This window comes from Pseudomonas sp. W2Jun17, assembly GCF_023127795.1.
Classification (GTDB): Bacteria; Pseudomonadota; Gammaproteobacteria; order Pseudomonadales; family Pseudomonadaceae; genus Aquipseudomonas; species Aquipseudomonas synxantha_A.
In genome coordinates this window covers 318,517-344,049 of sequence record NZ_SPKO01000007.1, presented here as the reverse complement: position 1 = coordinate 344,049, position 25,533 = coordinate 318,517, and the positions used below count along the sequence as shown (strand labels likewise).

Genomic DNA, 25,533 nt, shown 5'->3' with positions numbered 1-25,533 from the left:
AAAACAAAATGTGGGAGGGGGCTTGCTCCCGATGACAGTGTGTCAGGCACAGGACATGTGACTGATATACCGTTATCGGGGGCAAGCCCCCTCCCACATTTAGATCCAGTTTACTCAGTAACCGGGTCTTAACCTCCCAGATATGCCTCTCGCACCTTCGGGTCCGTCAGCAGTTGCTCGCCAGTGCCCTGCATCACCACCCGGCCGTTTTCCAGCACATAGGCCCGGTCAGCGATTTTCAATGCCTGGTTGGCGTTTTGCTCCACCAAAAACACCGTCACCCCGTCCTTGCGCAGCTGTTCGATGATATCGAAGATCTGCTGGATGATGATCGGTGCCAGGCCCAGGGAGGGCTCGTCCAGCAGCAACAGCTTGGGCTTGCTCATCAGCGCCCGGCCGATGGCGAGCATTTGCTGCTCGCCGCCCGACATGGTGCCGCCGCGCTGGCTGAAGCGTTCCTTGAGGCGGGGGAACAGGTGCAGCACCTTGTCCATCTGTTCCTGGTAGTCGCCCTTGTCGGTAAAGAACCCGCCCATGGCCAGGTTCTCTTCCACGGTCAGGCGCGAGAACACGCGGCGGCCTTCCGGTACCACGGCAATGCTCTTGCGCATGATTTCGGCGCAGTGCCTGCCCACCAGCTCTTCACCCATGTAGCGGATGCTGCCGCTGTAGGCTTGCGGCGAACCGCACAGGGTCATCAGCAAGGTGGATTTGCCGGCACCGTTGGCGCCGATCAGGGTGACGATCTCACCCTGGCGCACTTCGACATTGACGTCGTGCAGGGCCTGGATCTTGCCGTAGAACGTGGAAACGTTTTCGAACTGCAACATTTTACGCTTCCCCCAGATAGGCTTTGATCACTTCAGGATTGTCGCGGATCTGCTCCGGCGTGCCGTCGGCCAGCGGCGTGCCCTGGTTGATCACCACAATATGGTCGGAAATGCTCATGACCAGTTTCATGTCGTGTTCGATCAACAGCACCGTGGCGTTGTTTTCCTCACGCAGCACGCTGATCAGCGCCTTGAGGTCTTCGGTTTCCTTGGGGTTCAGGCCCGCGGCAGGTTCGTCGAGCATGAGGATCCGCGGGCGGGTCATCATGCAACGGGCGATTTCCAGGCGACGCTGCTGGCCGTAGGCGAGGGTGCCTGCCGGGCGGTTGGCAAACTCGGTCAGGTTGACCTTGTCCAGCCAGTACGCCGCGTATTCCATGGCCTCGCGCTCGCTCTTGCGGAACGCTGGGGTCTTGAACAGGCCAGCGAAGAAGTTGGTGTTCAAGTGACGATGCTGGGCGATCAACAGATTCTCGACTGCGGTCATGTCCTTGAACAACCGCACGTTCTGGAAGGTACGCACCACGCCCTTGCGAGCGATCTCGTGACCCGCCAGGCCCTGGATCGGTTGGCCGTCCAGCAGGATGCTGCCGCCGCTCGGCTTGTAGAAGCCGGTGAGGCAGTTGAACACCGTGGTCTTGCCGGCACCGTTGGGGCCGATCAGCGCCACGACCTGTTTCTCTTTCACGGTCAGGGCCACGCCATTGACCGCCAGCAAGCCGCCGAAGCGCATGCTCAGGTTTTCAACTTTCAGGATCTCGCGGCTCATTTGCGCAGCTCCATGTGTGGACGTTGCATGGGCAGCAGGCCTTGAGGGCGCCAGATCATCATCAGCACCATCATGGCGCCGAACATCAACATGCGGTATTCGCTGAACTCACGCATCATTTCCGGCAGCAGGATCATCACGATCGCCGCCAGGATCACGCCCAGTTGCGAGCCCATGCCACCCAATACCACGATGGCGAGAATGATCGCCGACTCGATAAAGGTGAACGACTCCGGGGTAACCAGGCCCTGGCGCGCAGCGAAGAAGCTGCCGGCGAAACCGGCGAACGCGGCGCCCAGGGTGAACGCGGAAAGCTTGATGATGGTCGGGTTCAGGCCCAGGGCACGGCAGGCGATTTCATCTTCGCGCAACGCTTCCCACGCACGGCCGATGGGCATGCGCAGCAAACGGTTGATCACGAACAGTGCCGCCAACGCCAATAGCAGCGCCACCAGGTACAGGAACACCACTTTGCTGACCGGGTTGTAGGCGATCCCGAAGTACTCGTGGAAGGTCTGCATACCTTCAGCGGCGGTGCGGTCGAACGACAGCCCGAAGAACGTTGGCTTGGGAATGCTGCTGATACCGTTGGGCCCACCGGTGATATCGGTGAGGTTACGCAGGAACAGGCGGATGATCTCACCGAAGCCCAGGGTCACGATGGCCAGGTAGTCACCGCGCAGGCGCAGCACCGGGAAGCCCAGCAGGAAGCCGAACGTAGCGGCCGCCATGCCGGCCAGCGGCAGGCAGATCCAGAAGCTCCAACCCAGGTAGTGCGAGAGCAGCGCGTAGGTGTAGGCACCCACGGCGTAAAAGCCCACGTAACCAAGGTCGAGCAGGCCGGCCAGGCCCACCACGATGTTCAGGCCCAGGCCCAGCAACACGTAGATCAGGATCAGCGTCGCAATGTCGACCGCACCGCGTGAGCCGAAGAACGGCCAGATCAGCGCGGCGATAATCAGGCCGATGATGATGTAGCGCTGGGTGCGCGGCAGGGTCAGGAATTGGCTGACCTTGGGCGACACCAACGGAGCACGGTTGCCCTTGAACAAGGCACCGACCTGCTGGGTGAACAGCACGCGCAGAAACATCAGCACCGAACACAAGGCGATGACGGTCAGGGTCACGGGCCCGGTGCCATGCACTTCCAGGTTGATGCCGACAATGCTCAGCTTGAGGCCGAGTACCGGAAAGGCCACGGCCCATACCAGCAAGGCGCTGAAAAACGCCGATTTAAGATATCTGCTCATACTTTCTCAACCTCCGGACGGCCCAGGATGCCGGTCGGACGGAACAACAGCACCAGAACCAACAGGCCGAACGCGACGACGTCCTTGTACTGGTCGCCGAATATATCGGCGCCAAAGGCTTCGGCCACACCCAGCACCAGCCCACCGAGCATGGCGCCCGGAATGCTGCCGATGCCGCCCAATACCGCTGCGGTAAAGGCCTTGAGGCCCACCAGGAAACCGGCGTTGGGGTTGATCACGCCGTATTGCATGCTCAGCAACACGGCCGCCACGGCCGCCAGCGCAGCACCAATGACGAAGGTCAGGGCGATGATGTTGTTGGTGTTGATGCCCAGCAGGTTGGCCATCTTGATGTCTTCGGCGCAGGCCCGGCAGGCGCGCCCCAGACGGGAGCGGGAAATGAACAGGGTCAGGCCCAGCATGGCCACCAGGGTGACCACGAAAACCAGAATCTGCATGTACGAAATCAGCACTTCTTGTGCGCCACCCGGGCCGAAGGAGATGCTCCCCGGGATCAGGTTGGGAATGGACTTGTCCTTGGAGTCCTGGGACAGCAATACGGTGTTCTGCAGGAAAATCGACATGCCGATGGCGGAAATCAGCGGGATCAAACGGTTGCTGCCACGCAAGGGACGGTAGGCAACCCGCTCGATACTGTAGCCATAGGCACTGGTCACGATGATCGATGCCAGGAACGCAGCGGTCATCAACAGCGGCAGGGAGTGGATCCCCATCATGGCCAGCCCGGCAAGGGCGATGAAGGCCACATAGGAACCAATCATGTATACCTCGCCATGGGCGAAGTTGATCATTCCAATGATGCCGTAAACCATTGTGTAGCCAATGGCTATCAAGGCATAGGTGCTGCCAATGGTCAGGCCATTAACCAGCTGTTGGAAAAAATGATAGATCTCAGGCATTACAGCGCTCCTAAAAACCCGATACGCATTTCACTGGTGGAGTCATTTCCGGCTCGGTGCCCTGTTCTGTGACCAGGTTGCACGAAGCGTTTGCCAGCGAACCGCTGGTGACGGTTTTAAGATTTTCAGGTGAGCCAGCGCCCGGATCGCGGGTGACATGGCCCATAAACCTCGTAAAACAAAGCCCACTGCTTGCACAGTGGGCTTGTTGACCAGTAACGCCTGGCTTACTGAGGGGAAACTTCGGTTTTTGGTTTACCGAAGTGCCATTCGTAGACCACGAACTTGAAGTCCTTCAGGTCGCCCTTGGCGTCGAAGCTCAGGTCGCCGGTAGGGGTCTTGAAGGTGCCGGCGTGGATGGCTTCAGCCACTTTGGCGGTGTCTTCGCTCTTCGCGGCAGCGATACCGCCGGCGATGACTTCAACCGCGGAGTACGCCGGGAACACGAACGGACCGGTTGGGTCCTGCTTGTTCTTGGTGAACTCTTCAACGATGGCTTTGTTGGCAGGGTCGGTGTCGAAGGATTTCGGCAGGGTCACCAGCAGGCCTTCGGAAGCGCCCTGGGCGATTTGCGAGATGGAGTCGTTGCCGACACCTTCTGGGCCCATGAACTTGGCGTTCAGGCCTTTTTCCTTGGCCTGGCGCAGGATCAGGCCCAGCTCAGGGTGGTAGCCGCCGTAGTAGACGAAGTCGACGTTGGCTTGCTTGAGTTTCTGGATGATCGAGGAGAAGTCCTTGTCGCCGGCGTTCAAGCCTTCGAAGACGGCAACCTTGGTGCCTTTTTCTTCGAGGGTCTTTTTCACGGCGGTAGCGATGCCTTCACCGTACTGCTGTTTGTCGTGCAGTACCGCAACGATTTTCGGTTTCACGTGGTCGGCGATGTAGTTGCCGGCTGCTGGGCCTTGTGCGCTGTCCAGACCAATGGTGCGGAAAATCAGCTTGTAGCCACGGGAAGTGATTTCAGGGCTGGTGGCAGCCGGGGTAATCATGATGACGCCTTCGTCTTCATAAATATCCGACGCTGGCTGAGTGGAGCTGGAGCAGAGGTGGCCGACTACGAACTTGACACCGTCATTGACCACTTTGTTGGCTACGGCGACCGCTTGTTTTGGATCGCAAGCGTCGTCGTATTCCTTGGCTTCAAGCATTTTGCCATCCACGCCGCCCTTGGCGTTGATGTCCTTGATGGCTTGCTTGGCACCCATGAATTGCATGTCGCCGTATTGCGTTACCGGACCGGTCTTGGGACCGGCGATGCCGATCTTGATGGTGTCGGCTGCGAACGAATGGCCGGCAACCCCAGCCAGGACCATAGCGGCAAACAGTTTGGAAATCTGCTTAGTAGCCTTATTCATAGTGCTCCACTCTTACTGTTGTATTTTTTATAGTTCTAGCGGCCTTGTGAGCTGCAGAACCGGATCAGATATCGCGGATATCCCCCCGGTATTGCCCTGGCAACTGTACCGGTACAGTGTAGAGCGCCGGTTGATCAATTGAAAAGCTGGCAACGGGGGGCAAAACCTGAGCGTGTCGCTTAAATGAAAGAAAAAGACAGAATTGCGGCGGGCTTACACCCGTTTTCAAGGTGTTCCCTGGCTTTCCCGGCCCTTTCAATCGCTACCTCATTTGCTACTGGGTTTTTCTGCCTGAGTCAGAAGGCTATGATTGCGCCGATTTTTTACTCAGGTGAACTCCCATGACGCAAGAACCTAGCACCCTCTATGCCAAGCTGCTCGGTGAAACCGCTGAAATTTCCTGGAAGGAGCTAGAGCCGTTCTTTGCCAAGGGTGCCCTATTGTGGGTCGATGCCGGACTGGATTTGATCGAAGCAGCCGAGGGAATGGCTGAAGACAACCGTGATAAAGTCGCCGCCTGGCTGGCTTCAGGGAGCCTTGGCGAAGTGTCTGCAACGCGGGCATTGGACTTGGTGGAGCGTGATCCAAGCCTGTGGGCGGTGGTGGTCTCGCCTTGGATTCTGATCCAGGAAAGGGCGGCGTAAGAATGGAGTGCGCGAAAAAGGTGCGCCTTTTCTGTCCCCATAAGTGTGTAGCGGAGTAACCGCGTTGCCAGTGATGGCACCTTGCCGTAGAGAAAGGTCACAGCCTAGGGTGACGTAAACGTCACGGGAACAGTTCAGGCCGCCGGGAAACCGCTGAAGAATTGTTTCCATGTGTGCCATGGCACTGGCGATTGCAGTCGTCGCACCACCAGCATTCTGATTTGGGCTTCAGCGAATTGGCCTGACAATAGACGGCGGGCCGATTCGCACTGGCGCAGGGTCTTTGGTGGGCGTGCTGTCTTTATTGCCTTCCACGCTGAAGGGGTAGAGCGGATTGCGCATCGCAATGCCTTGCATCACACCGATGATGTCGTTGAACGGCACCGCCGGGCTGAGCAGGTAACCCTGGATGAAGTCACAGTCGTGCTTGAGCAATAGCTCAAACTGCGCCTGGGTTTCCACGCCTTCGGTCACCACCTGCAAGTGCAGGGTGTGGGCCATGCCGATAATCGCCTGGACGATTTCGCTGTCTGCGGTGGATTTGGGGATGTCCTGGATAAACGAACGATCAATCTTCAAGGTGTTAAGCGGCAGGCGCTTGAGATAGGCCAGGGATGAGTAGCCGGTGCCGAAATCATCGATCGCCAGGGAGACCCCCAGGGCGCGGATTTGCCGCAACAGCGCCAGGGTGCTGCTGATATTGCCCATCAGCGCATTTTCGGTGACTTCCAGTTCCAGGCGGTTGGCCGCCACGCCGGCAAAGCGCAGGGCGTCTTCGATTTCATCGGCCAGCTCGTCCCGCGCCAGGTTCAGGGCCGAGCAGTTCACGGCCATGGTCAGCTCGGTGTAGCCCCGGTCAGACAACAGGCTCAGATCGTGACAGGCCTGGCGCAATACCCAGTGGTCCAACTCGGCGATCAGCCCATTGTTCTCGGCGATCCCGATAAACCGGTCCGGGGCCAGCAACCCATGCTGGGGGTGTTGCCAGCGCACCAGTGCCTCAAGGCGCGTGACCTTGCCCAGTTTCATGTCGAAGATTGGTTGATAGAACAACACCAGTTCGGTGCCTGCGCGCAATGCGGCACGAAGCTCCTCTTCCAGTTGCAGTTCCAGGGAGGCGCGGGTTTTCAGGTTGGAACTGAAGAAGTTCAGGCTGTTGCGCCCGGTGTCCTTGGATTGGTACAGCGCCAGGTCGGCGGTCTTCAGCAGTTCTTCGCAGGTGTGGCCATCGTCGGGGAACAGGCTGATACCAATGCTGGTAGTCATCACCATGCGGCGGCCGGCCAGTTCGATGGGTTCTTTCATTTTCTGCATGATGCGCTGGGCCATGTGCCGCGCTTCGTCACGGTGATGGATATTGATCAGGATGCAGAACTCATCGCCGCCAAACCGTGCGACCACATCCTCACGGCTACGTATCGAGCCCTTGATATGCCCGGCCAGCACCGTGAGCAACTGGTCGCCAGCGTCATGGCCGAGGCTGTCATTGATGCGCTTGAAGTGGTCAATGTCGAGGAAAATCACCGCCATCATGCCTTGGCTTCGGGTTTTTTCTGCAACTTTCTCCGCGAAGATCTGATTGAAACCACGGCGGTTGAGCAAGTTGGTCAGCGCGTCAAAATGGGCCACTTGTTGCAGTGAGGCGCGGGCCTGGTCGAGTTCGCTGAGCAGCGCATTGACCCGGCGCAGGTCACGTTCCTTGTGCTGCAGTTTTTTGTCTGCCAGAGCTGCGCTGACACCGCTGCCGATCACCAAGAGGGTAATCACCGCCACCGACAGGCCCAGTTGAACCGGATTGTTGTCCACCGGCAATGACAGGTCCGCGCCGCTGGGTACCAACATTTGCATGGCCGCCATGCCGGTGAAGTGCATGCTCAGGATCCCCGCGCCAAGAACCAGGCTGGCGGCGTACTTGAGCAGTTGGTGAAACACCCCGGCACCGTTGCGCAGGTAACTGGACAGCAGCAACGCCGCCAGGCTGGCAACGATGGCAATCGCCACCGAGGCCATGAACAACCGCGATTCAAAGTACACCTGCGCCTGGGAGCGCATCGCCGCCATGCCCACGTAATGCATCAGCGCGATGCCCAGCCCCATCCATACCGAAGCCAGCAGGTATTGGTGCAAACGCAGATGGGCATGACTGAGGGTTTTCATGGCGAACAGCGAGGCGATCAGGGCAATCAACAGCGAGGCAAACGTCGTGAGCAATTCGTAATGAATGGCGATTGGGGCCTGGAAGGCCAGCATACTGATGAAATGGGTCGACCAGATCCCGCCCGCCAGGCAGCCCGCTCCCAGCCAGCGCCAGTGGCGGCGGGCGGTGGGGTCTTCTACATGGCCGACGCGTTCGGCCATGTCCAGGGTGCCGAACCCCGCTGCGCAGGCAACCAGGTACGCCAGTAGCACCAGAAAGGGGTTATGACTGCAATTGAGCAATAAATGCCCGCTGTCTGGAAGGTCGGTGAAAAAATACTGGCCCAGCCATTCCATAGCGTATCCCGTCATAGAGCCACGTCACTGCCAGAGGCGATGACCTACCATGTCGAGTATAGAAGCCTCATGGGATTTGCCATGGGTAATGGCATTTTGATCTCAATTAATTTGTCATGCTGTGCATAGCGTTTGGTGCTAAGCGCTGATGGGCAGGTCCAGTTCAAACGGCGGAGCTTGCAAAGGGGCCAGGCCGAAGGCAGCACGGGCAGCATCGCAATCAACGTTCTGCACACCCTGGCTCCAGGAAGCATCGAACTCGCGACACGGGCTCGAACGTTGTGCATAGATCGAGCAACTGGTGCTTTTGCCCACTTCGCCCTCAAGGCTGCAACAGCGCGCAGGTTTTTGATCGGTGCCGATCATTGCCACCCGGGTCGGGTTGATCTGCACCACCAGATCATCGGGCACCGTGCCCCCGGATGAGGCGCACTCACCCCAAAAGAAAGACACGCGAAAGTGTGAACAGCAGGCACCGCAATTCAGACACGGACTGGCTTCGGACATGGGCGTCATCAATAAGAAAGTAGGTTGGGGGTGTTACAGGAAGGCTCGCCATTCTATCCGTGCCATGGCCGTTGGGAAGGGGGGCGCGCACTTATATTTTTGTGGGACAAATCCCCGTGTTACCGGGTGAAATCATGCCCTATCAGCTTTACGAATCATTACAGACAACCCCGCCTCAGCTGACTATGTTGCAGGTACCGGGCAGGATGCATCGGGCATCGTAGCGCTCATAACAATAAAAGAGACGGACCCATGCAGAACTCGACCCAAGCGGCGAATGCCTGGCGCATTCTGTTCCTGCTGTTCCTGGCCAATCTGTTCAACTTCTTCGATCGCACCATCCCTGCGATCATCATCGAGCCGATCCGCATGGAATGGCACCTGAGCGACTTTCAGCTCGGTATCATCGGCACCGCCTTTACCATCGTCTACGCCCTTGCCGGGCTGCCGCTCGGGCGACTGGCCGACACCGGCTCGCGCAGCAAATTGATGGGCTGGGGCCTGTTCGCCTGGAGCGGGCTGACGGCGGTCAATGGCATGGTCGGGAGTTTCTGGACCTTCCTCCTGGTGCGCATGGGCATCGGCATCGGGGAAGCCAGCTATGCGCCGGCCGCCAATTCACTGATCGGCGACCTGTTCCCCGCCCACCGCCGCGCGCGGGCCATGGGGATTTTCATGCTTGGCCTGCCGTTGGGGCTGCTGCTGGCGTTTTTCACCATTGGCGCGATGGTCAAGGCGTTTGATAGCTGGCGTGCCCCATTCTTTATCGCCGCCGTGCCCGGAATGATCCTGGCGGTGTTCATGTTCTATATCAAAGAGCCTAAACGCGGCGCGGCGGAAACCGTGCAAGTGTCCCAGGAGCGTGTCGACCGCCCGATCCGCCGCGTACTGGCGGTGCCGACCTTCCTGTGGCTGGTGCTGGCCGGGTTGTGCTTTAACTTTGCCACGTATGCGTGCAACTCGTTCCTGGTGCCGATGCTGCAACGCTATTTCCTCCTGCCGTTGCAGGACGCGGCCGTCGCCACCGGTGTGATCGTCGGCTTGACCGGTCTGGTGGGCTTGACCCTGGGTGGCTGGATTGCCGACAAGATCCATCAGCGGGTCGCCAACGGCCGTCTGCTGTTTGCCGCGTGCAGCTTGATCATCTCCACGGTGACTACCGCCTGGGCCTTGCATGCCGGGCGTATCGAAATTGGCGTGTTTGTCGCGCTGTTCAGCGTGGGCTGGCTGTTTGCCTACAATTTCTATACCTGCGTGTATACCGCGATCCAGGACGTGGTCGAACCGCGCCTGCGCGCTACGGCCATGGCGCTATTCTTTGCAGGCCTGTATTTGCTCGGCGGTGGCATGGGGCCGGTGGTGGTCGGGGCGCTGTCCGATCACTTTGCCCATTCGGCAATGTATGCGGCCGGGGCAGAGCAAATGACTGAGGCGTATAAAGCCGTGGGGTTGCATGACGCCATGTACCTGATTCCGGTGGCGCTGTTCTTGACCATGCTGTTTCTGTTTCAGGCCTCGCGCAGTTTTGTGCGTGATGCCAAGCGCATGAAGGATGGGTTGAGTGCGGTTGAGGTGCCGGCGGCTGCCGCTACAGCTTGAGACCGAGTACATATCCATTCCTGCGGTAACGGCTGCTATTGGTTCCGCTTTTACAGCGGGTCACTTTTGGAAAAGAGCCCCAAAAGTAACCAAAAAGGCTCTTGCCCCACCACTCGGCACCTCGCCTGGGCTCGGTGTGCCCGTAATCCGCCATGGATTTGGGGGGGCGCCGCCACGCGCCATCCATGGCGCGGGGCGGCTAAACCGGCATCCCTGCCGGTTTACCCCCCAAATCCCTGTCGAATTCCGGCCAGCGTGGTTTAACGGGGCGCCTAAGATCAAGATCAAATGCAGATCAAGAGCGGCTCGCTTTGCATCGTGGTTACCGTAGGGGCTGCGAACTGAAGTTGTGTAGATACCCATGCCCCGATGAGGCCCTGAAGGCAAATAAAAAAGGCCCGCATTGCGCGGGCCTTCTACTGACAGCGAATGATCAGCCCGCCACCAACACGCGAATCGCTTCCAGTCGCAGCGCCGCCTTGTCGAGCATGGCCAGGCCTTGCTCGCGTTGATTGCGCAAGGCAACCAGCTCGCTGTCACGCACGGTGGGGTTGACCGCTTGCAACGCGGTCAGGCGCGCCAGCTCTTCGTCGGTGTCTGCGGCCAGGCGGCGCTTGGCTTCGGCCACACGCTCGGCGTGACGCGGGGCGATCTTCTCTTCACCGGCATTGATGCGCGGCGTGAGCTGATCGCGCTGGGCCTGCACGAACTTGTTGGCACTGGCCCGTGGCACGCTTTCGAGCTGGTCATTCAAGGTCACGAACGACACCCGACCGGACAGGTCATTGCCATTGGCGTCCAGCAGGCAACGCAAAGCCGCTGGTGGCAGGTAACGGCCCAGTTGCAGCGAGCGCGGGGCAACCACTTCGCTGACATAGAGCAGTTCCAGCAGCACAGTGCCCGGCTTGAGCGCCTTGTTCTTGATCAGCGCCACGGCGGTGTTGCCCATGGAACCGGACAGCACCAGGTCCATGCCGCCTTGCACCATCGGGTGTTCCCAGGTGATGAACTGCATGTCTTCACGCGACAGCGCCTGGTTACGGTCGTAGGTGATGGTTACACCTTCGTCGTCGCCCAGGGGGAAGCTGGCGTCGAGCATTTTTTCGCTGGGTTTCAAGATCAGCGCGTTTTCCGAATGGTCTTCGCTGTCGATACCGAAGGCGTCGAACAGGGTTTCCATATAGATCGGCAGGGCGAACTGGTCGTCTTGCTCAAGGATGTCCTCGACCAGCGCATCGCCTTCACCGGCGCCGCCGGAGTTGAGTTCCAGCAAGCGGTCACGACCGGTGTGCAGCTCCTGCTCCAGGCGTTCGCGCTCGGCACGGGCTTCGTCGATCAAGGCTTGCCACTCGCCGTCGTCGGCGGCTTCGAGCAATGGCAGCAGGCGCGGGCCGAACTGATGCTGCAAGGCGTTGCCGGTCGGGCAGGTGTTGAGGAAGGCGTTGAGCGCTTCGTGGTACCACTGGAACAGGCGCTGTTGCGGGCTGGTTTCCAGGTACGGTACGTGCAGTTCGATCACGTGTTTCTGGCCGATCCGGTCCAGACGACCGATACGCTGTTCCAGCAGGTCGGGGTGGGACGGCAGGTCGAACAGCACCAGGTGGTGGGAGAATTGGAAGTTGCGGCCTTCACTGCCGATTTCCGAACAGATCAGCACTTGGGCGCCGAACTCTTCATCGGCAAAGTAGGCGGCGGCGCGGTCACGCTCGAGGATGTTCATGCCCTCGTGGAACACCGTGGCCGGGATGCCGGAGCGCACGCGCAAGGCGTCTTCCAGGTCCATGGCGGTTTCGGCGTGGGCGCAGATCACTAGGACCTTGGTGCGCTTGAGCATTTTCAGCTGATCGATCAGCCACTCGACACGCGGGTCGAAACGCCACCAGCGGTTTTCTTCCTCGATATCCGGCTGCGCCTGGAAACTGACTTCCGGGTACAGCTCGGCGTGTTCGCCCAACGGCAGTTCGAGGTACTCATCCGGGTTCGGCAGCGGGTAGGCGTGCAGCTTGCGCTCGGGGAAGCCTTGCACGGCAGCGCGGGTGTTGCGGAACAGCACGCGACCGGTGCCGTGGCGGTCGAGCAGTTCACGCACCAGGCGCGCACTGGCTTCGCTGTCGCCATCGTTGACGGCGCTGAGCAGGGCTTCGCCTTCGTTACCGAGGAAACCCTGGATGGTCTTGTGCGCGGCCGGAGACAGGCGGCCCTTGTCGAGCAGCTCCTGCACGGCTTCGGCCACCGGGCGATAGTTTTCGCTCTCGGCGCGGAAGGCTTGCAGGTCGTGGAAACGGTTCGGGTCCAGCAGGCGCAGGCGCGCAAAGTGGCTGTCCTGGCCCAGTTGTTCCGGGGTGGCGGTGAGCAGCAGCACGCCTGGGATCACTTCAGCCAGTTGTTCGACCAGCGAGTATTCGGCGCTGGCCTTGTCTTCATGCCACACCAGGTGGTGCGCTTCGTCGACCACCAGCAAATCCCAGCCAGCGGCGAACAACGCGTCCTGGGCTTTCTCGTCGTCCACCAGCCATTCCAGCGCAACGAGTGCAAGCTGGGTGTCTTCGAACGGGTTGGTGGCATCGCTTTCGATAAAGCGTTCTTCGTCGAACAGCGCGACCTGCAGGTTGAAGCGGCGGCGCATTTCCACCAGCCACTGGTGCTGCAGGTTTTCCGGGACCAGGATCAGCACACGGCTGGCGCGGCCCGAGAGCAGTTGGCGATGGATCACAAGGCCCGCTTCGATGGTCTTGCCCAGGCCCACTTCGTCAGCCAGCAAGACCCGCGGCGCGATACGGTCAGCGACTTCACGGGCGATGTGCAGTTGGTGCGCAATAGGTTGTGCACGCACGCCACCCAGGCCCCACAACGAGGACTGCAACTGGCGGCTGGTGTGTTCCAGCGTGTGGTAGCGCAGCGAGAACCACGCCAGCGGGTCGATCTGCCCGGCGAACAGACGGTCGCTGGCCAGGCGGAACTGGATGAAGTTGGACAGTTGGGTTTCCGGCAGGGTGACCTGCTCGTTCTGCCCATTGAGGCCGTGGTAGACCAGCAGGCCGTCGACGTCGTCGACTTCCTGTACGGTCATTTTCCAGCCTTCGAAATGGGTGATGGTGTCACCCGGCGAAAACCTCACGCGAGTGAGGGGCGCATTCCGTAGCGCATACTGGCGGGTGTCGCCAGTGGCCGGATAGAGCACGGTCAACAAGCGCCCGTCCTGTGCCAGAACGGTGCCTAACCCCAGCTCTGCTTCGCTGTCACTAATCCAGCGTTGCCCCGGTTGATACTGCTGCGCCATGCTGCCTGACTCCCGCCGTGAAAAAGCCGACTATCTTAACGGAACAAGCCCTTGCGCCCAAGGACTCTGACAAAAACTACTCCGTTTGGCCGGCGGGCAGAGTGCTGAATCGACGGGTGGCGGGCACTTGCGAGTGTCGACTGAGTCACAGCTTGGCGAGCCTGCGCTCAAGTCGCCCTGCAACCCGCCGACAGCCTGTTGATCAGGAGAATAACTATCATGCTGCCACCCATGCTGCCCGTCAGTGTTGTGCCGGTCACGTCGCAACTCGATCCGGCACGCCAGAAGCCGGATATTCCGCCGGTGGTGCCCGTTCAACCGGGCTCCAGCGAGAGCACGATCGACCTGAAAAAAGGCGATGCCGAGCAATCGACCTTTCTGTTGCGCGAAGAGCAGCGTCGTCAGCAGGAGCAGCACAAGCGTCGGCGCGAAGCCGACGATGACGCCGAGCAGCATTTGCCTATCCCCGGTGACTTGCTCAATGCTGACAACACGGTGCCCGTGGCGCCGCTGATCGAAGACGCGCCGCGCCAGGGCTTGTGGGTGGACATCGAGGTTTAAGCGTTCAATTCATGCAGGGCCTTGATCAACAGTTCGATATCGTCATCGGTGTTGAGTGGGCTGACGGAGAGGCGCGCAATACTGCGCAACCCACGTGCTTGCATATCCAGCGGCGTATAGGCCACGCCGTTGGCACCGATGTTGATGCGCTTTAACCCCAAGCGCCGCTTGAGTTCAAAGCTATCCCAGCCGGCCAGGTTGAAAGCGATCAAGCCCGAATGTTTACTGCCCAGGTCATGCAGGCTAATCCCAGGTATCTGATGCAGCGCTTCGCGGATTCGGGCGCTGGTCTGCGAGATCCTTTCCCACACCCGCTCGATCCCCAGTCGATTGATCTCTTGCAATGCATTGCCCAAGCCCGCCAGCAGGGCGACGGACACTTCGCTGGTTTCGAAGCGCCGGGCGTCGTTGCGCAGGTCGAAGCCGTCGGTGGTCCAGGGCGCCGAAAACACGTCGCGTTGGGCCGGGTTCAGGTGCCCAAGAAAATCCGGCCTGACATACAGCAGTGCAGTACCGCGCGGGCCGCGCAGGTGTTTGCGGCCGGCGGATTTGAGCACGTCACACTGCAACGCTTGCACATCCACCGGTAATTGGCCGACGGCTTGGCCTGCGTCGATAAAGTAGGGGATGGCGTGACGACGAGCCACTTCGCCGATGGCCTGGGCCGGGTTGATCAGGCCGCCGTTGGCCGGCAGCCAGGCAAGGTCGATCAGCTTCACGTGGGCGTCGAGCATCGCTTCCAGTGCTACCGGGCAAACCGCGCCGGTGGCATCACAGGGGATAACTTCCACGCGCGCGCCCGCTTGCACGGCCAACTCCATGCTCGCCAGGTTGCCGCCCCATTCATGGCGCCCCACCAGGATGCGGTCGCCCGGCCGCCAAGGCCCCAGGGCCTGGAACGCCATGCTCCAGGCCGTTGAGCCACTGCTGGCGAAGGCAATCGAGGAGGGCGGTGCATTGAGCAGTTGCCCGGCGGCGCGGCGGGCATTTTCCACCAGCACGGCGCCCTGTTCGCCGGCTTCCATCGGGCCGTTGCGGGCTTCGTGTTGCAACTGTTCGATGATGGCGTCCAGCGTCGCCTGGCTGGGCAAGGACGCCCCGGCATGGTTGAAGTGCACAAGGCCCGACTGGCAACCGGGCGTGGCCTCCCGCAGTTGTTGGACGTCCAGCGGGCTCATGGCTGCAGCTCGAAAATGGCATCCACCTCCACGGCGACGCCAGCCGGCAAGCTGCTGACGCCTACGGCGGTGCGTACGTGCCGGCCTTTGTCGCCGAGGGCGTTGACCAGCAGGTTCGAGGCGCCATTGGCGACCACGCTCTGGCGCTGGAAATCAGCGCTGCTGGCGATGAAGACGCCCAGACGCAGGGTGCGCACCACGCGCGACAGGTCATCGCCCAGCGCATCGCTCAATTGCCCCAGCAGGCCCAGCGCCGCCAGTTCCGCCGCCTGGGCGCCTTCTTCATCGCTGAGGGAATCGCCTAGCCGGCCTATATAGGCAGGTTTGCCATCGAGTATGGGAATTTGCCCGGAAATGAACAGCTGGTGTTGGCTGACGACATGGTTGATGTAATTGGCAGCTGGTTGATTGGGTGTGGGCAGTGTCAGGCCGAGTGCGTGTACGCGTTGGCGAATGGAATCGGTCATGCTGAAAACCTCTGGGTTCAGGAGGTTTGAGCATGTTGGCTGTTGCGATGGACGACAAACGGATAGATCTCAATCGACGTATCGAAAAAACTCACCCATCCGCACACAGGTGCTTCAACCACTGGCTGAAGCATTCGGCTGGTTCGCCGAGTGGGCCCTGGGGAGCGATCAGCCAATAGCCGATTTCGCTGTGATAGGGCGGCCAGTCAAAAGCTTTCACCAGGCTGCCGTCCTGGAGCCTGCGTTCGATCAGGCGATGGCGGCCCATGGCGATACCTTGGCCGGCCACGGTAGCCTCGACCACGATGTTGTAGTCATGCAGCATCACCCTGGGGTGGTGATCGAGGTTGACCTGGTAATGGGCGGCCCAATCCGTCCACTCGAAAGGACGGTGCGAGGTCGCCATCAGTAGGGGGCCTTTGGTTACCTGGCTGGCCTTGAACGCGGGGCTGCACACGGGTGACAAGGTTTCGGCCATCAGGCGCGTGGCCTGCACGTCGGGCCAATCGCCCTTGCCGTAACGGATGGCCAGGTCAACTTCGGCCGTGGCGACATTGGCCAGTTGAATCGCGGGCAGCAACTCCACCTGGATATGCGGGTAGCGCTGCAGAAACTCGGCCAGACGCGGTGCCAGCCATAGCGTGGCGAAAGACGCCAGTACGCCGATGCGCAACACGCGGGTGCTGGGTACACCCCGTTGGCTGCGTGTCGCAGTAGCGATGGCGTCCAGGGCTGGGCGGATTTGGTCGTAGTAATGTTGCCCGGCCAAGGTCAGATCAATCGCACGGGTACGCCGGATAAACAGCGGCTTGCCCAAATGCTGTTCAAGCTTATGCACCTGGTGGCTCAGCGCACTTTGGGTCACCGACAACTCGTTCGCTGCCTTGATAAAGCTCAAGTGCCGTGCCACGGCTTCGAAGGCGCGCAGGGCCAGCAGCGGTGGAAGGTCGTTGTGCAAGGCCACTTGGGTGCAGCTCCTGGGTCGGTTGGAAAGTGCCGATTTTGGTCGATGACCTGCCTTTTGTCGCTCGCTGATTTGCCGTCGGGCAGGGCAGGCCGCATTATTGGGGCATTCCCGCCACGACGTAAGCCAAGCCATGAGTGATGACGACAAGCTGATCGACCTGAATGCCGAACGCGCCAAGCGTGTACATGACCTCAATGACAAGCGTTTGAATGAAGTGCGTCAAGCCTTTGAACAAGCCATGCCCTTGGGCAAACCCAAGAAAAAGTCGAAGAACAAACCGAAAAAGCGTTGAAAGGGTCTGCATCCATTGATGCAGATCAGTTATTACCCCTCTTTACGCCCCGTTGCGGGCGACATTGATCCTGGTCAATTTCCCACTGCGCCTTCTCCATTAACTTAGCCCTATCGCAACAGGGCAAGTGCAGGAGGCCGGTCATGTTTATCGATAATGTGGTTTTTGCCGGAGTGCTGACTGTAAGCCTCATGGTGCTGTTTTTTGTAGGGTTTGGATTTTTTATCTGGAAGGACGCGAACAAGCGTAAAAAACCTTAAGTCTTTCCGGGTTACATGGGCACGCAAGGCATTTTGGGCGACTTCGGTCGCCCTTTTTTTGGGCCGATTATTTTGATTGGCAGTGCAAAACCCAGCTATAAAAAAAGGTGCGACCCTCGCGGATCGCACCTTTTCTATTGCCGGCTGGCTATCAGTTACCCAATGCCTTGGACGCCAACCAGAACAAACCGGCCGACAGGCCGACGGTTGCCGGCAAGGTCAATACCCAGGCCATCAGGATGGTCTTGACGGTACCGCCTTGCAGGCCGCTCTTGTTGGCAACCATGGTACCCGCCACACCGGAAGACAGCACGTGAGTGGTGGACACCGGCAGGGCGAAGATGTTGGCAAAACCGATCATGGTTGCGGTGGTGATCTGCGCCGACATGCCCTGGGCATAGGTCATGCCCTGCTTGCCGATCTTCTCGCCAATGGTCAGTACCACGCGCTTCCAACCCACCATGGTGCCCAGGCCCAGGGCCAGTGCAACCGCGAGGATCACCCAGAACGGGGCGTACTCGGTGGTGGCGGTCAGGTCTTTGCGCAGCTTGTCGAGGTCGGATTTCTCACGGGAATCCAGCCCAGGCAGTTTGCCGACTTTCTTCGCGGTGTCGTCCAGGCAGAGCAGGTAGCGACGCACTTCGATGCGATGATCTGCGGTCAGCGAGTGGTAGTCCGAGACGCCCTTGAGGGTGCCCAGCAGCGCGTTGATCGTCGGCTCGGTCTGCTGCGGGTTGCAGCGGAATTTGCCCGGCAGATCATCCTTCACGCTTTTGCCCAGGGCCAGGAACTCGCCGAGGGTCTCGTGGTTGCGCTGGTAGAACTGGTTCAGGTGCAGGGTTGCGTCACGGGTACGCTCGATCTGGTAGGTGGTGCTGCCCAGGTCCAATACGAACTGCGCCGGCACGATACCGATCAGCACCAGCATGATCAGGCCGATGCCTTTCTGGCCATCGTTTGAGCCGTGCACGAAGCTCACGGCCATGGCCGAGATCACCAAGACCAGGCGGTTCCAGAACGGCGGGTGCTTCTTGTCGTCGAGCTTGCGGCGCTGGTCCGGGGTCTTGTGCATCTTCGAAAGCGGGCGCCACCACTTCAGGCCGATCAGCACCAGGGCTGCGACCAGGAAGCCGGCCATCGGCGAGAACACCAGGGACGCACCGATATCCACGGCCTTCTGCCAGTTCACACCGTCAGCCAGGGGGATGTCGTTGATCAGGGCGTTGGCCAGGCCGACACCGAGGATCGAGCCGATCAGGGTGTGGGAGCTGGAGGCGGGAATACCGAAGTACCAGGTGCCCAGGTTCCAGGTGATCGCCGCCGCCAATAACGAGAAGACCATCGCCAGGCCATGGCCGGTGTTCACATTGATCAGCAACTCCACCGGCAGCAAATGCACGATGGCGTAGGCGACACCGACACCACCGAGCAACACGCCGAGGAAATTGAAGACCCCGGAGAAGAACACCGCCAGGTGTGGCGGCATGGCTTTGGTATAGATGACTGTGGCCACCGCGTTAGCGGTGTCATGAAAGCCATTGATGAACTCGAAGGCGAGGACAAAGGCCAGGGCGAGCAGCAGGCTCACTAGAACCCAAGCATCCAGTCCGCTGAATAAATCGATCATGAAGGTTTTCTGACCCGGTCGTAAGGGGGCGCGATTATGCCAGAAAACATCGGTAATCGATGCATTGACTGCTCATCGGTAACAATCTTCGTCGCACAAGCCCGGGCAAAACGGACGCATCCCAGGGTTTTCGGGGCTTTGGCAAGTCTTTGATTTATAAAGCGCAGGCCGCAAAAGGCCGGCATTTGTCATGAAAACGTCATGCCTGAAACATTTGTATGAAATTTCGTGCGCGGCTGTAGGTGACTGACCAACGGGCGCTGACGCGAGGGGCTCCCTGCCGGTGGTGGACCGGCAGAGACAGCAGGGCCCCGCCTACTCGCACCGAAGCGCTTATGGCTCTTCGGTTTTGAGTTCCTGTTCGATCTTTTGGATTTCCTGGGCAAATGCCTGATCCAGCAGGCTGGCGCGTTTGCGCCATGGCTTGCGTTCCGGCTCAGGTTGCGCGGCGTAGGTGGTGACTTCCCCGCCGTAGACGTCCTTGCAACGTTGCTCCTGGCGCTCAAGTTCGGCGCGCAGTTCATCTTTCGTCACAGTATTACCTAATTGTGTGAAGTTTATTGATTGCGCAGTGTCGCGCTTCAACAGTCGTCCTCGGGCGATTCCAAATAAAACAGTAGAAAACCGTTCAACTTGAAAAGCAGGCCTGAGGACAGTTCTTTTAAGCGGCTACTTGTGGCCGGCGCGGCTTACGTCCTCCAGCGCCTGGCGAGCTCCCATCCCGATAGTGATACCGGGCCGACCTCTGCACAGGTTGCATTATAGCGGCGCATTTGAATAACACTATCATCATAAAGTTAAAAAGCGTCAACGGTGCAGGGGAGGGTGTTATGGAGGGGCATCACTATTTGTGAACAGCGTCATCATATTGTCGCCACCTGTTCTAAATAAAAGCGTAAATCTGCGCACTTCTCAGGTCATCAGGCAAATCTGAAACTTGGCCGCGGCGGCGGCTGCCCTAGCCTGACAAATTGCGATAATCGCATGATCGTCCGATAATCGCCCAATGTTGCTGGCGCTGGCTTGTGCATCGCGATCGGCACGGCTTGTAATAGCGGCCAACCCTCCCGTGGTAAGAACAAGAGACAGGACCCTGGAAATGAACGATCAATTGCGCAACTCCTTCGCATCAGTGGCGCCGCCGATCGTGGCTTCACCGGCCAAGCGCATCCAGGCGTTCACCGGTGATCCGGACTTCATGACGTCCCTGGCCCGTGGCCTGGCCGTGGTGCAAGCGTTCCAGGAGCGCAAGCGTCACCTGACCATCGCCCAGATCAGCCACCGCACGGAAATCCCCCGCGCCGCTGTGCGCCGTTGCCTGCATACCTTGATCAAACTCGGCTACGCCACCACGGATGGGCGTACCTACTCGCTATTGCCTAAAGTGCTGACGCTCGGTCATGCCTATTTGTCGTCCACACCGTTGGCCGTCTCGGCCCAACCTTATCTGGACCGCATGAGCGAGCAGCTCCATGAAGCCTGCAACATGGCCACCCTTGAAGGCGACGATATTCTCTACATCGCACGTTCGGCCACGACTCAGCGCCTGATTTCCGTGGACCTTTCAGTCGGCGGTCGGCTGCCGGCCTATTGCACGTCCATGGGGCGCATCCTCCTGGCGGCCCTGGATGATGCCTCGCTGCAGGATTACCTCGACCACGCAGACCTGCAAACCAAGACCAGCCGCACGCTCACGACTCCCGAAGCCTTGTTCGAATGCTTGCAACAGGTACGTCAGCAAGGCTGGTGCATCGTCGATCAGGAATTGGAGCAGGGCCTGCGTTCCATCGCGGTGCCGGTGTATGACGCATCCGGCCAGGTGTTGGCCGCACTGAACGTCAGCACCCATGCCGGGCGCGTCAGCCGCAGCGAGCTGGAACAGCGTTTTCTGCCGAGTATGCTCACCGCCAGCCGTGAGTTGAGCGCGCAACTGTTTGCCTAAGCTGTTCGGTGACCGCACAGATCCCGGTCGGCTCGATTGACGGTGTTTCCCCTGGCTTATTAATGTGCGGCAGCGCTTCAAAGCGCCGCCTAACAATAATGATGACCTGAGGTCATCGGCCCGCCATCGGTGTGGAATAAAAATAATGAATCAGCCTTCTGTCGGTACCCCCCTGGACGTGCAGTCCTTTATCAACACCCAGCCATTGTCACGCTACCAGTGGCGCGTGGTGATCCTGTGTTTCCTGATTGTCTTTCTTGACGGCCTCGATACGGCGGCGATGGGTTTTATTGCGCCGGCCCTGTCCCAGGACTGGGGCATCGACCGCGCCAGCCTTGGCCCGGTGATGAGCGCCGCGTTGATCGGCATGGTGTTCGGCGCACTCGGGTCCGGCCCGCTGGCCGACCGCTTTGGCCGCAAAGTCGTGTTGGTCGGCGCGGTACTGGTATTTGGCGCGTTCAGCCTGGCCTCGGCCTACAGCACCAATGTCGACCAGTTGCTGGTGCTGCGCTTTCTGACCGGGCTGGGTCTGGGCGCGGGTATGCCCAATGCCACGACCTTGCTCTCCGAATACACCCCCGAGCGTCATAAGTCGTTGTTGGTCACCAGCATGTTTTGCGGTTTCAACCTGGGCATGGCCGGTGGTGGGTTTATCTCGGCCAAGTTGATCCCGGCGTTTGGCTGGCACAGCTTGCTGCTGATCGGCGGCATCCTGCCATTGATCCTCGCGGGGGTGCTGTTGGTGTGGCTGCCGGAGTCGGCGCGTTACCTGGTAGTGCGTAATCGCGGTACCGACAAGGTACGCAAGGCCCTGGCACCCATTGAGCCCCGTATCGTGGCCCAGGCCGGCAGCTTCAGCGTGCCGGAGCAAGCAACCGTCAAGGCTCGCAACGTGTTCGCGGTGATTTTCTCGGGCACCTACAGCGCCGGCACCTTGCTGCTGTGGCTCACTTACTTCATGGGCCTGGTGATTGTTTACCTGCTGACCAGTTGGCTGCCCACCTTGATGCGCGACAGTGGCGCCAGCATGGAGCAGGCGGCATTTATCGGCGCGTTGTTCCAGTTAGGCGGGGTGTTGAGCGCAGTGGGCGTGGGCTGGGCAATGGATCGGTTCAACCCGCACAAAGTGATCGGGACTTTCTACCTGCTGGCCGGGGTGTTTGCCTACGCGGTAGGGCAAAGCCTTGGCAATATCACTTTATTGGCAACGTTAGTGCTGATCGCCGGGATGTGTGTCAACGGTGCGCAGTCAGCGATGCCGTCTCTGGCCGCACGTTTTTACCCTACCCAGGGGCGTGCCACCGGTGTGTCGTGGATGCTTGGCATTGGCCGCTTCGGCGCGATCCTGGGTGCGTGGATGGGGGCCACCTTGCTGGGCCTGGGCTGGAATTTCGAGCAGGTGCTCACGGCACTGGTGATTCCGGCGGCACTCGCCACTGCAGCCGTGTTGATCAAAGGCATGGTCAGCCACGCCGACGCCACTTAAGCCTTGATGGGACTCAAATGTGGGAGGGGGCTTGCTCCCGATTGCGGGGTGTCAGTCAAAAAATTTGTTGGCTGATCCACCGCTATCGGGAGCAAGCCCCCTCCCACATTTGAATTGCGTTCGCTTAGACGATTAGCTAGACAACAATCTGTTCGATAATCGAACGCTGAGTCGATTATCGGATTGTTCGGCCCATTTCCCCAGCTTAATCTTCAAGCACTTCGGCGCCACCTCAGCGCCTTTTTCGATCAACACCGGGAGCCCAACCCCATGGCTGAAATCCTCACCCTGCGTGATGCGGTCAAGCGCTTTGTGAACGACGGCGATACCGTCGCTCTCGAAGGTTTTACCCACCTGATCCCAACGGCCGCAGGTCATGAAATCATTCGTCAGGGTAAGAAAGACCTGACGCTGGTGCGTATGACGCCCGACCTGATCTACGACCAATTGATCGGTGCTGGCTGCGCGCGCAAGTTGATTTTTTCCTGGGGCGGCAACCCGGGTGTGGGCTCCCTGCATCGGTTGCGCGACGCGGTGGAGAAGCAATGGCCGCAACCGCTGGAGATCGAAGAACACAGCCACGCCGACTTGGCCAATGCCTACGTCGCCGGTGCCTCGGGCCTGCCGTTCGCGGTGCTGCGTGCCTACGCTGGTTCCGACTTGCCCAAGGTCAACCCGCTGATCAAGACCGTCACGTGCCCATTCACCGGCGAAGTGCTGGCGGCGGTGCCGTCGGTACGTCCGGATGTCACCGTGATTCACGCGCAGAAAGCCGATCGCAAGGGCAACGTGTTGCTCTGGGGCATTCTCGGGGTACAGAAGGAAGCGGCCCTTGCGGCTCAGCGTTGCATTGTCACCGTGGAAGAAATCGTCGATGACCTCAATGCGCCGATGAACAGTTGCGTGTTGCCGACCTGGGCACTGACCGCGGTGTGCCATGTGCCGGGTGGTGCACATCCCTCCTACGCTCACGGCTACAACGAGCGGGATAACCGCTTCTACCAGGCGTGGGACCCGATTGCTCGCGACCGTGGGACCTTTACCGCCTGGATTGATGAATTCATCCACGGCACTGCTGATTTCAGCGAGTTCCAGGCCAAGCTGGCCACCGCGCAGGAGGCCAAGTAATGACCTACTCCACCAATGAAATGATGACCGTCGCCGCTGCACGCCGCTTGAAGAACGGTTCAGTGTGCTTCGTCGGTATCGGCCTGCCGTCCAAGGCCGCCAACCTGGCGCGGCTGACGTCCTCACCCGATGTAGTGCTGATCTACGAGTCCGGCCCGATTGGCGCCAAGCCCAGCGTGTTGCCGCTGTCAATCGGCGATGGCGAGTTGGCCGAGACCGCCGACACTGTGGTGCCCACCGGTGAGATCTTTCGCTATTGGCTGCAGGGCGGGCGCATTGACGTGGGCTTTCTCGGTGCGGCCCAGGTCGACCGTTTCGGCAATATCAACACCACCGTGGTCGGTGATTATCACCAGCCCAAAGTGCGTTTGCCGGGTGCCGGTGGGGCGCCGGAGATCGCCGGTTCCGCCAAGAGCGTGCTGATCATCCTTAAACAGTCGTCCCGTTCGTTTGTCGACAAACTGGACTTCATCACCTCCGTCGGTCACGGCGAAGGTGGCGACTCACGCAAGCGTCTTGGCCTGCCCGGTGCCGGCCCCGTCGGCATCATTACCGACCTGTGCATCATGGAACCGGAGGAGGGCAGCCATGAGTTCGTGGTCACCGCGCTGCACCCCGGCGTGACCCGCGAGCAAGTGGTCGCTGCCACCGGCTGGGCGATTCGCTTTGCCGACCAGGTCAGCACCACGGCAGAACCGACCGAGACAGAACTGACCGCGCTGCGCGAGCTTGAAGCCCGCACCGCCGCCGCCCATGGCCAAGCACCGGGAGAAGCCTGATGCGCGAGGTATTTATCTGTGATGCCATTCGCACACCTATCGGTCGTTTCGGCGGTGGGCTGTCCACGGTGCGTGCCGATGACCTGGCGGCGCTGCCGATCAAGGCCCTGATCGAGCGCAACCCGTCGGTGGACTGGGACGCGGTGGACGAAGTCTTTTTGGGCTGTGCCAACCAGGCCGGCGAAGACAATCGTAACGTGGCGCGCATGGCACTGTTGCTGGCGGGGCTGCCGGAGAGCATTCCGGGCGTGACCCTCAACCGTCTGTGCGCCTCGGGCATGGATGCCATCGGCACGGCCTTTCGCGCTATTGCCAGTGGCGAAATGGAGCTGGCGATTGCTGGCGGTGTCGAGTCGATGTCCCGTGCGCCGTTCGTGATGGGCAAGGCCGATGCTGCGTTTTCGCGCAGCATGAAGCTGGAAGACACCACCATCGGCTGGCGTTTCATCAATCCGTTGATGAAGGCCCAGTACGGCGTGGATGCCATGCCGCAGACCGCCGATAACGTCGCCGACGACTACCAGGTTTCCCGCGCCGACCAGGATGCTTTCGCCTTGCGCAGCCAGCAGCGGACCGCCGCTGCGCAAGCCGCCGGTTTCTTCGCCGAGGAAATAGTGCCGGTACGGGTTGCCCATAAAAAAGGCGAAACCCTGGTGGAACACGACGAACACCCGCGTGACACCAGCCTGCAAGCCCTGGCCAAACTCAAGCCGGTCAACGGCCCGGACAAGACCGTCACCGCCGGCAATGCCTCGGGGGTCAATGACGGTGCCGCCGCGCTGATTCTGGCATCCGCCGACGCCGTCAAGAAACACGGCCTCACCGCGCGCGCCCGGGTGCTGGGCATGGCCAGTGCCGGTGTCGCACCGCGCGTAATGGGTATCGGCCCGGTGCCGGCGGTGCGCAAGCTGGTGGAACGCCTGGGGTTGGCGGTCACCGACTTCGACGTGATCGAGCTTAACGAAGCCTTCGCCAGCCAGGGTCTGGCGGTGCTGCGCGAGCTGGGTATTGCCGACGACGCACCCCAGGTCAACCCGAACGGCGGCGCCATTGCGCTGGGCCATCCCCTGGGCATGAGCGGTGCACGGCTGGTGTTGACGGCCCTGCACCAGCTGGAAAAAACCGGCGGCAGCAAAGGCCTGGCGACCATGTGCGTGGGTGTCGGCCAAGGCCTGGCCCTGGCGATTGAACGCGTCTAA

General features: G+C 60.2%; 23 protein-coding genes. 10 read left to right on the top strand and 13 right to left on the bottom strand.

The annotated features are described in order from the left end of the window. Positions 1 to 128 precede the first annotated feature (128 nt). From E4O98_RS04930 to E4O98_RS04910, 5 genes are all read right to left on the bottom strand, one after another. On the bottom strand, positions 129 to 830 hold the full coding sequence (locus E4O98_RS04930) for an ABC transporter ATP-binding protein (protein WP_005785830.1): 702 nt from the start codon (positions 828 to 830) through the stop codon (positions 129 to 131). Position 831: 1 nt separating this feature from the next. Continuing rightward, positions 832 to 1,599, bottom strand: coding sequence for a high-affinity branched-chain amino acid ABC transporter ATP-binding protein LivG (livG, locus tag E4O98_RS04925; protein WP_005785832.1), 768 nt, complete (start codon positions 1,597 to 1,599; stop codon positions 832 to 834). Then, positions 1,596 to 2,849, bottom strand: coding sequence for a high-affinity branched-chain amino acid ABC transporter permease LivM (locus tag E4O98_RS04920; protein ID WP_032877334.1), 1,254 nt, complete (start codon positions 2,847 to 2,849; stop codon positions 1,596 to 1,598). The genes livG and E4O98_RS04920 overlap by 4 nt, the downstream gene beginning before the upstream one ends. Continuing rightward, positions 2,846 to 3,769 (bottom strand): high-affinity branched-chain amino acid ABC transporter permease LivH, encoded by a 924-nt coding sequence (livH, locus tag E4O98_RS04915; RefSeq protein WP_003193535.1) that lies wholly within the window; start codon positions 3,767 to 3,769, stop codon positions 2,846 to 2,848. Before livH ends, E4O98_RS04920 begins: the two co-directional genes overlap by 4 nt. 227 nt (positions 3,770 to 3,996) lie before the next feature. Continuing rightward, a complete protein-coding gene (locus E4O98_RS04910) occupies positions 3,997 to 5,124 on the bottom strand; it encodes a branched-chain amino acid ABC transporter substrate-binding protein (RefSeq protein ID WP_032877333.1) in 1,128 nt (375 codons plus the stop codon). Between the two features lie 341 nt (positions 5,125 to 5,465). Between E4O98_RS04910 and E4O98_RS04905 the strand changes: the two genes are divergently transcribed. After that, positions 5,466 to 5,768 carry a DUF2288 domain-containing protein gene (locus E4O98_RS04905; RefSeq protein WP_017735930.1) on the top strand — a complete coding sequence of 101 codons (303 nt, stop codon included), beginning with the start codon at positions 5,466 to 5,468 and terminating at the stop codon, positions 5,766 to 5,768. A 228-nt stretch (positions 5,769 to 5,996) separates the two neighbouring features. On the opposite strand, the gene E4O98_RS04900 is transcribed toward E4O98_RS04905, so the two are convergent. Next, complete coding sequence (locus E4O98_RS04900; RefSeq protein WP_248134486.1) at positions 5,997 to 8,261, bottom strand: bifunctional diguanylate cyclase/phosphodiesterase; 2,265 nt, start codon at positions 8,259 to 8,261, stop codon at positions 5,997 to 5,999. A gap of 138 nt (positions 8,262 to 8,399) precedes the next feature. Further along, the gene (locus E4O98_RS04895; protein WP_032803342.1) at positions 8,400 to 8,768 is read right to left on the bottom strand and encodes a YkgJ family cysteine cluster protein; all 369 of its coding nucleotides are present in this window, start codon (positions 8,766 to 8,768) and stop codon (positions 8,400 to 8,402) included. Between the two features lie 252 nt (positions 8,769 to 9,020). On the opposite strand from E4O98_RS04895, the gene E4O98_RS04890 reads away from it, so the two are divergent. After that, entirely contained in the window at positions 9,021 to 10,367 is a 1,347-nt protein-coding gene (locus E4O98_RS04890) for an MFS transporter (protein WP_032877331.1), read from the top strand. Positions 10,368 to 10,800: 433 nt separating this feature from the next. On the opposite strand, the gene rapA is transcribed toward E4O98_RS04890, so the two are convergent. Further along, on the bottom strand, positions 10,801 to 13,647 hold the full coding sequence (rapA, locus tag E4O98_RS04885) for an RNA polymerase-associated protein RapA (RefSeq protein ID WP_032877330.1): 2,847 nt from the start codon (positions 13,645 to 13,647) through the stop codon (positions 10,801 to 10,803). 219 nt (positions 13,648 to 13,866) lie between these two features. Here rapA and E4O98_RS04880 point away from each other — a divergent pair, with 219 nt between their 5' ends. Beyond that, the gene (locus E4O98_RS04880) at positions 13,867 to 14,208 is read left to right on the top strand and encodes a hypothetical protein (RefSeq protein WP_032877329.1); all 342 of its coding nucleotides are present in this window, start codon (positions 13,867 to 13,869) and stop codon (positions 14,206 to 14,208) included. Here the strand turns inward: E4O98_RS04880 and E4O98_RS04875 are convergent. The 3 genes from E4O98_RS04875 to E4O98_RS04865 form a co-directional block, all read right to left on the bottom strand. Beyond that, on the bottom strand, positions 14,205 to 15,386 hold the full coding sequence (locus E4O98_RS04875) for an aminotransferase class V-fold PLP-dependent enzyme (RefSeq protein WP_032877328.1): 1,182 nt from the start codon (positions 15,384 to 15,386) through the stop codon (positions 14,205 to 14,207). The two genes, E4O98_RS04880 and E4O98_RS04875, sit on opposite strands and share 4 nt — an antisense overlap. Beyond that, entirely contained in the window at positions 15,383 to 15,853 is a 471-nt protein-coding gene (locus tag E4O98_RS04870; protein WP_248134338.1) for a RidA family protein, read from the bottom strand. Before E4O98_RS04870 ends, E4O98_RS04875 begins: the two co-directional genes overlap by 4 nt. A gap of 91 nt (positions 15,854 to 15,944) precedes the next feature. Further along, complete coding sequence (locus E4O98_RS04865; RefSeq protein WP_248134336.1) at positions 15,945 to 16,817, bottom strand: LysR substrate-binding domain-containing protein; 873 nt, start codon at positions 16,815 to 16,817, stop codon at positions 15,945 to 15,947. 133 nt (positions 16,818 to 16,950) lie between these two features. Here E4O98_RS04865 and E4O98_RS04860 point away from each other — a divergent pair, with 133 nt between their 5' ends. After that, positions 16,951 to 17,112, top strand: coding sequence for a hypothetical protein (locus tag E4O98_RS04860; RefSeq protein WP_005785860.1), 162 nt, complete (start codon positions 16,951 to 16,953; stop codon positions 17,110 to 17,112). Between the two features lie 143 nt (positions 17,113 to 17,255). Beyond that, complete coding sequence (gene ccoM, locus E4O98_RS27635; protein WP_017530457.1) at positions 17,256 to 17,372, top strand: cytochrome c oxidase subunit CcoM; 117 nt, start codon at positions 17,256 to 17,258, stop codon at positions 17,370 to 17,372. A gap of 151 nt (positions 17,373 to 17,523) precedes the next feature. Here the strand turns inward: ccoM and E4O98_RS04855 are convergent, their stop codons facing one another. Together E4O98_RS04855 and E4O98_RS04850 are read right to left on the bottom strand one after the other, a co-directional pair. Continuing rightward, positions 17,524 to 18,999 carry an inorganic phosphate transporter gene (locus E4O98_RS04855; RefSeq protein WP_003189291.1) on the bottom strand — a complete coding sequence of 492 codons (1,476 nt, stop codon included), beginning with the start codon at positions 18,997 to 18,999 and terminating at the stop codon, positions 17,524 to 17,526. Positions 19,000 to 19,332: 333 nt separating this feature from the next. Continuing rightward, positions 19,333 to 19,533, bottom strand: a complete 201-nt coding sequence (locus tag E4O98_RS04850) for a hypothetical protein (RefSeq protein WP_248134334.1) — start codon at positions 19,531 to 19,533, stop codon at positions 19,333 to 19,335. A 565-nt stretch (positions 19,534 to 20,098) separates the two neighbouring features. Between E4O98_RS04850 and pcaR the strand changes: the two genes are divergently transcribed. The 5 genes from pcaR (at position 20,099) to pcaF (ending at position 25,533) form a co-directional block, all read left to right on the top strand. After that, a complete protein-coding gene (pcaR, locus tag E4O98_RS04845; RefSeq protein ID WP_005785864.1) occupies positions 20,099 to 20,941 on the top strand; it encodes a pca regulon transcriptional regulator PcaR in 843 nt (280 codons plus the stop codon). Between the two features lie 145 nt (positions 20,942 to 21,086). Then, positions 21,087 to 22,427, top strand: coding sequence for an MFS transporter (locus E4O98_RS04840; RefSeq protein ID WP_248134333.1), 1,341 nt, complete (start codon positions 21,087 to 21,089; stop codon positions 22,425 to 22,427). Between the two features lie 270 nt (positions 22,428 to 22,697). Beyond that, complete coding sequence (locus tag E4O98_RS04835) at positions 22,698 to 23,555, top strand: CoA transferase subunit A (RefSeq protein WP_005785868.1); 858 nt, start codon at positions 22,698 to 22,700, stop codon at positions 23,553 to 23,555. Then, positions 23,555 to 24,334, top strand: a complete 780-nt coding sequence (locus E4O98_RS04830; protein ID WP_005785870.1) for a CoA-transferase subunit beta — start codon at positions 23,555 to 23,557, stop codon at positions 24,332 to 24,334. The genes E4O98_RS04835 and E4O98_RS04830 overlap by 1 nt, the downstream gene beginning before the upstream one ends. Beyond that, positions 24,331 to 25,533, top strand: a complete 1,203-nt coding sequence (pcaF, locus tag E4O98_RS04825) for a 3-oxoadipyl-CoA thiolase (RefSeq protein WP_177464409.1) — start codon at positions 24,331 to 24,333, stop codon at positions 25,531 to 25,533. Before E4O98_RS04830 ends, pcaF begins: the two co-directional genes overlap by 4 nt.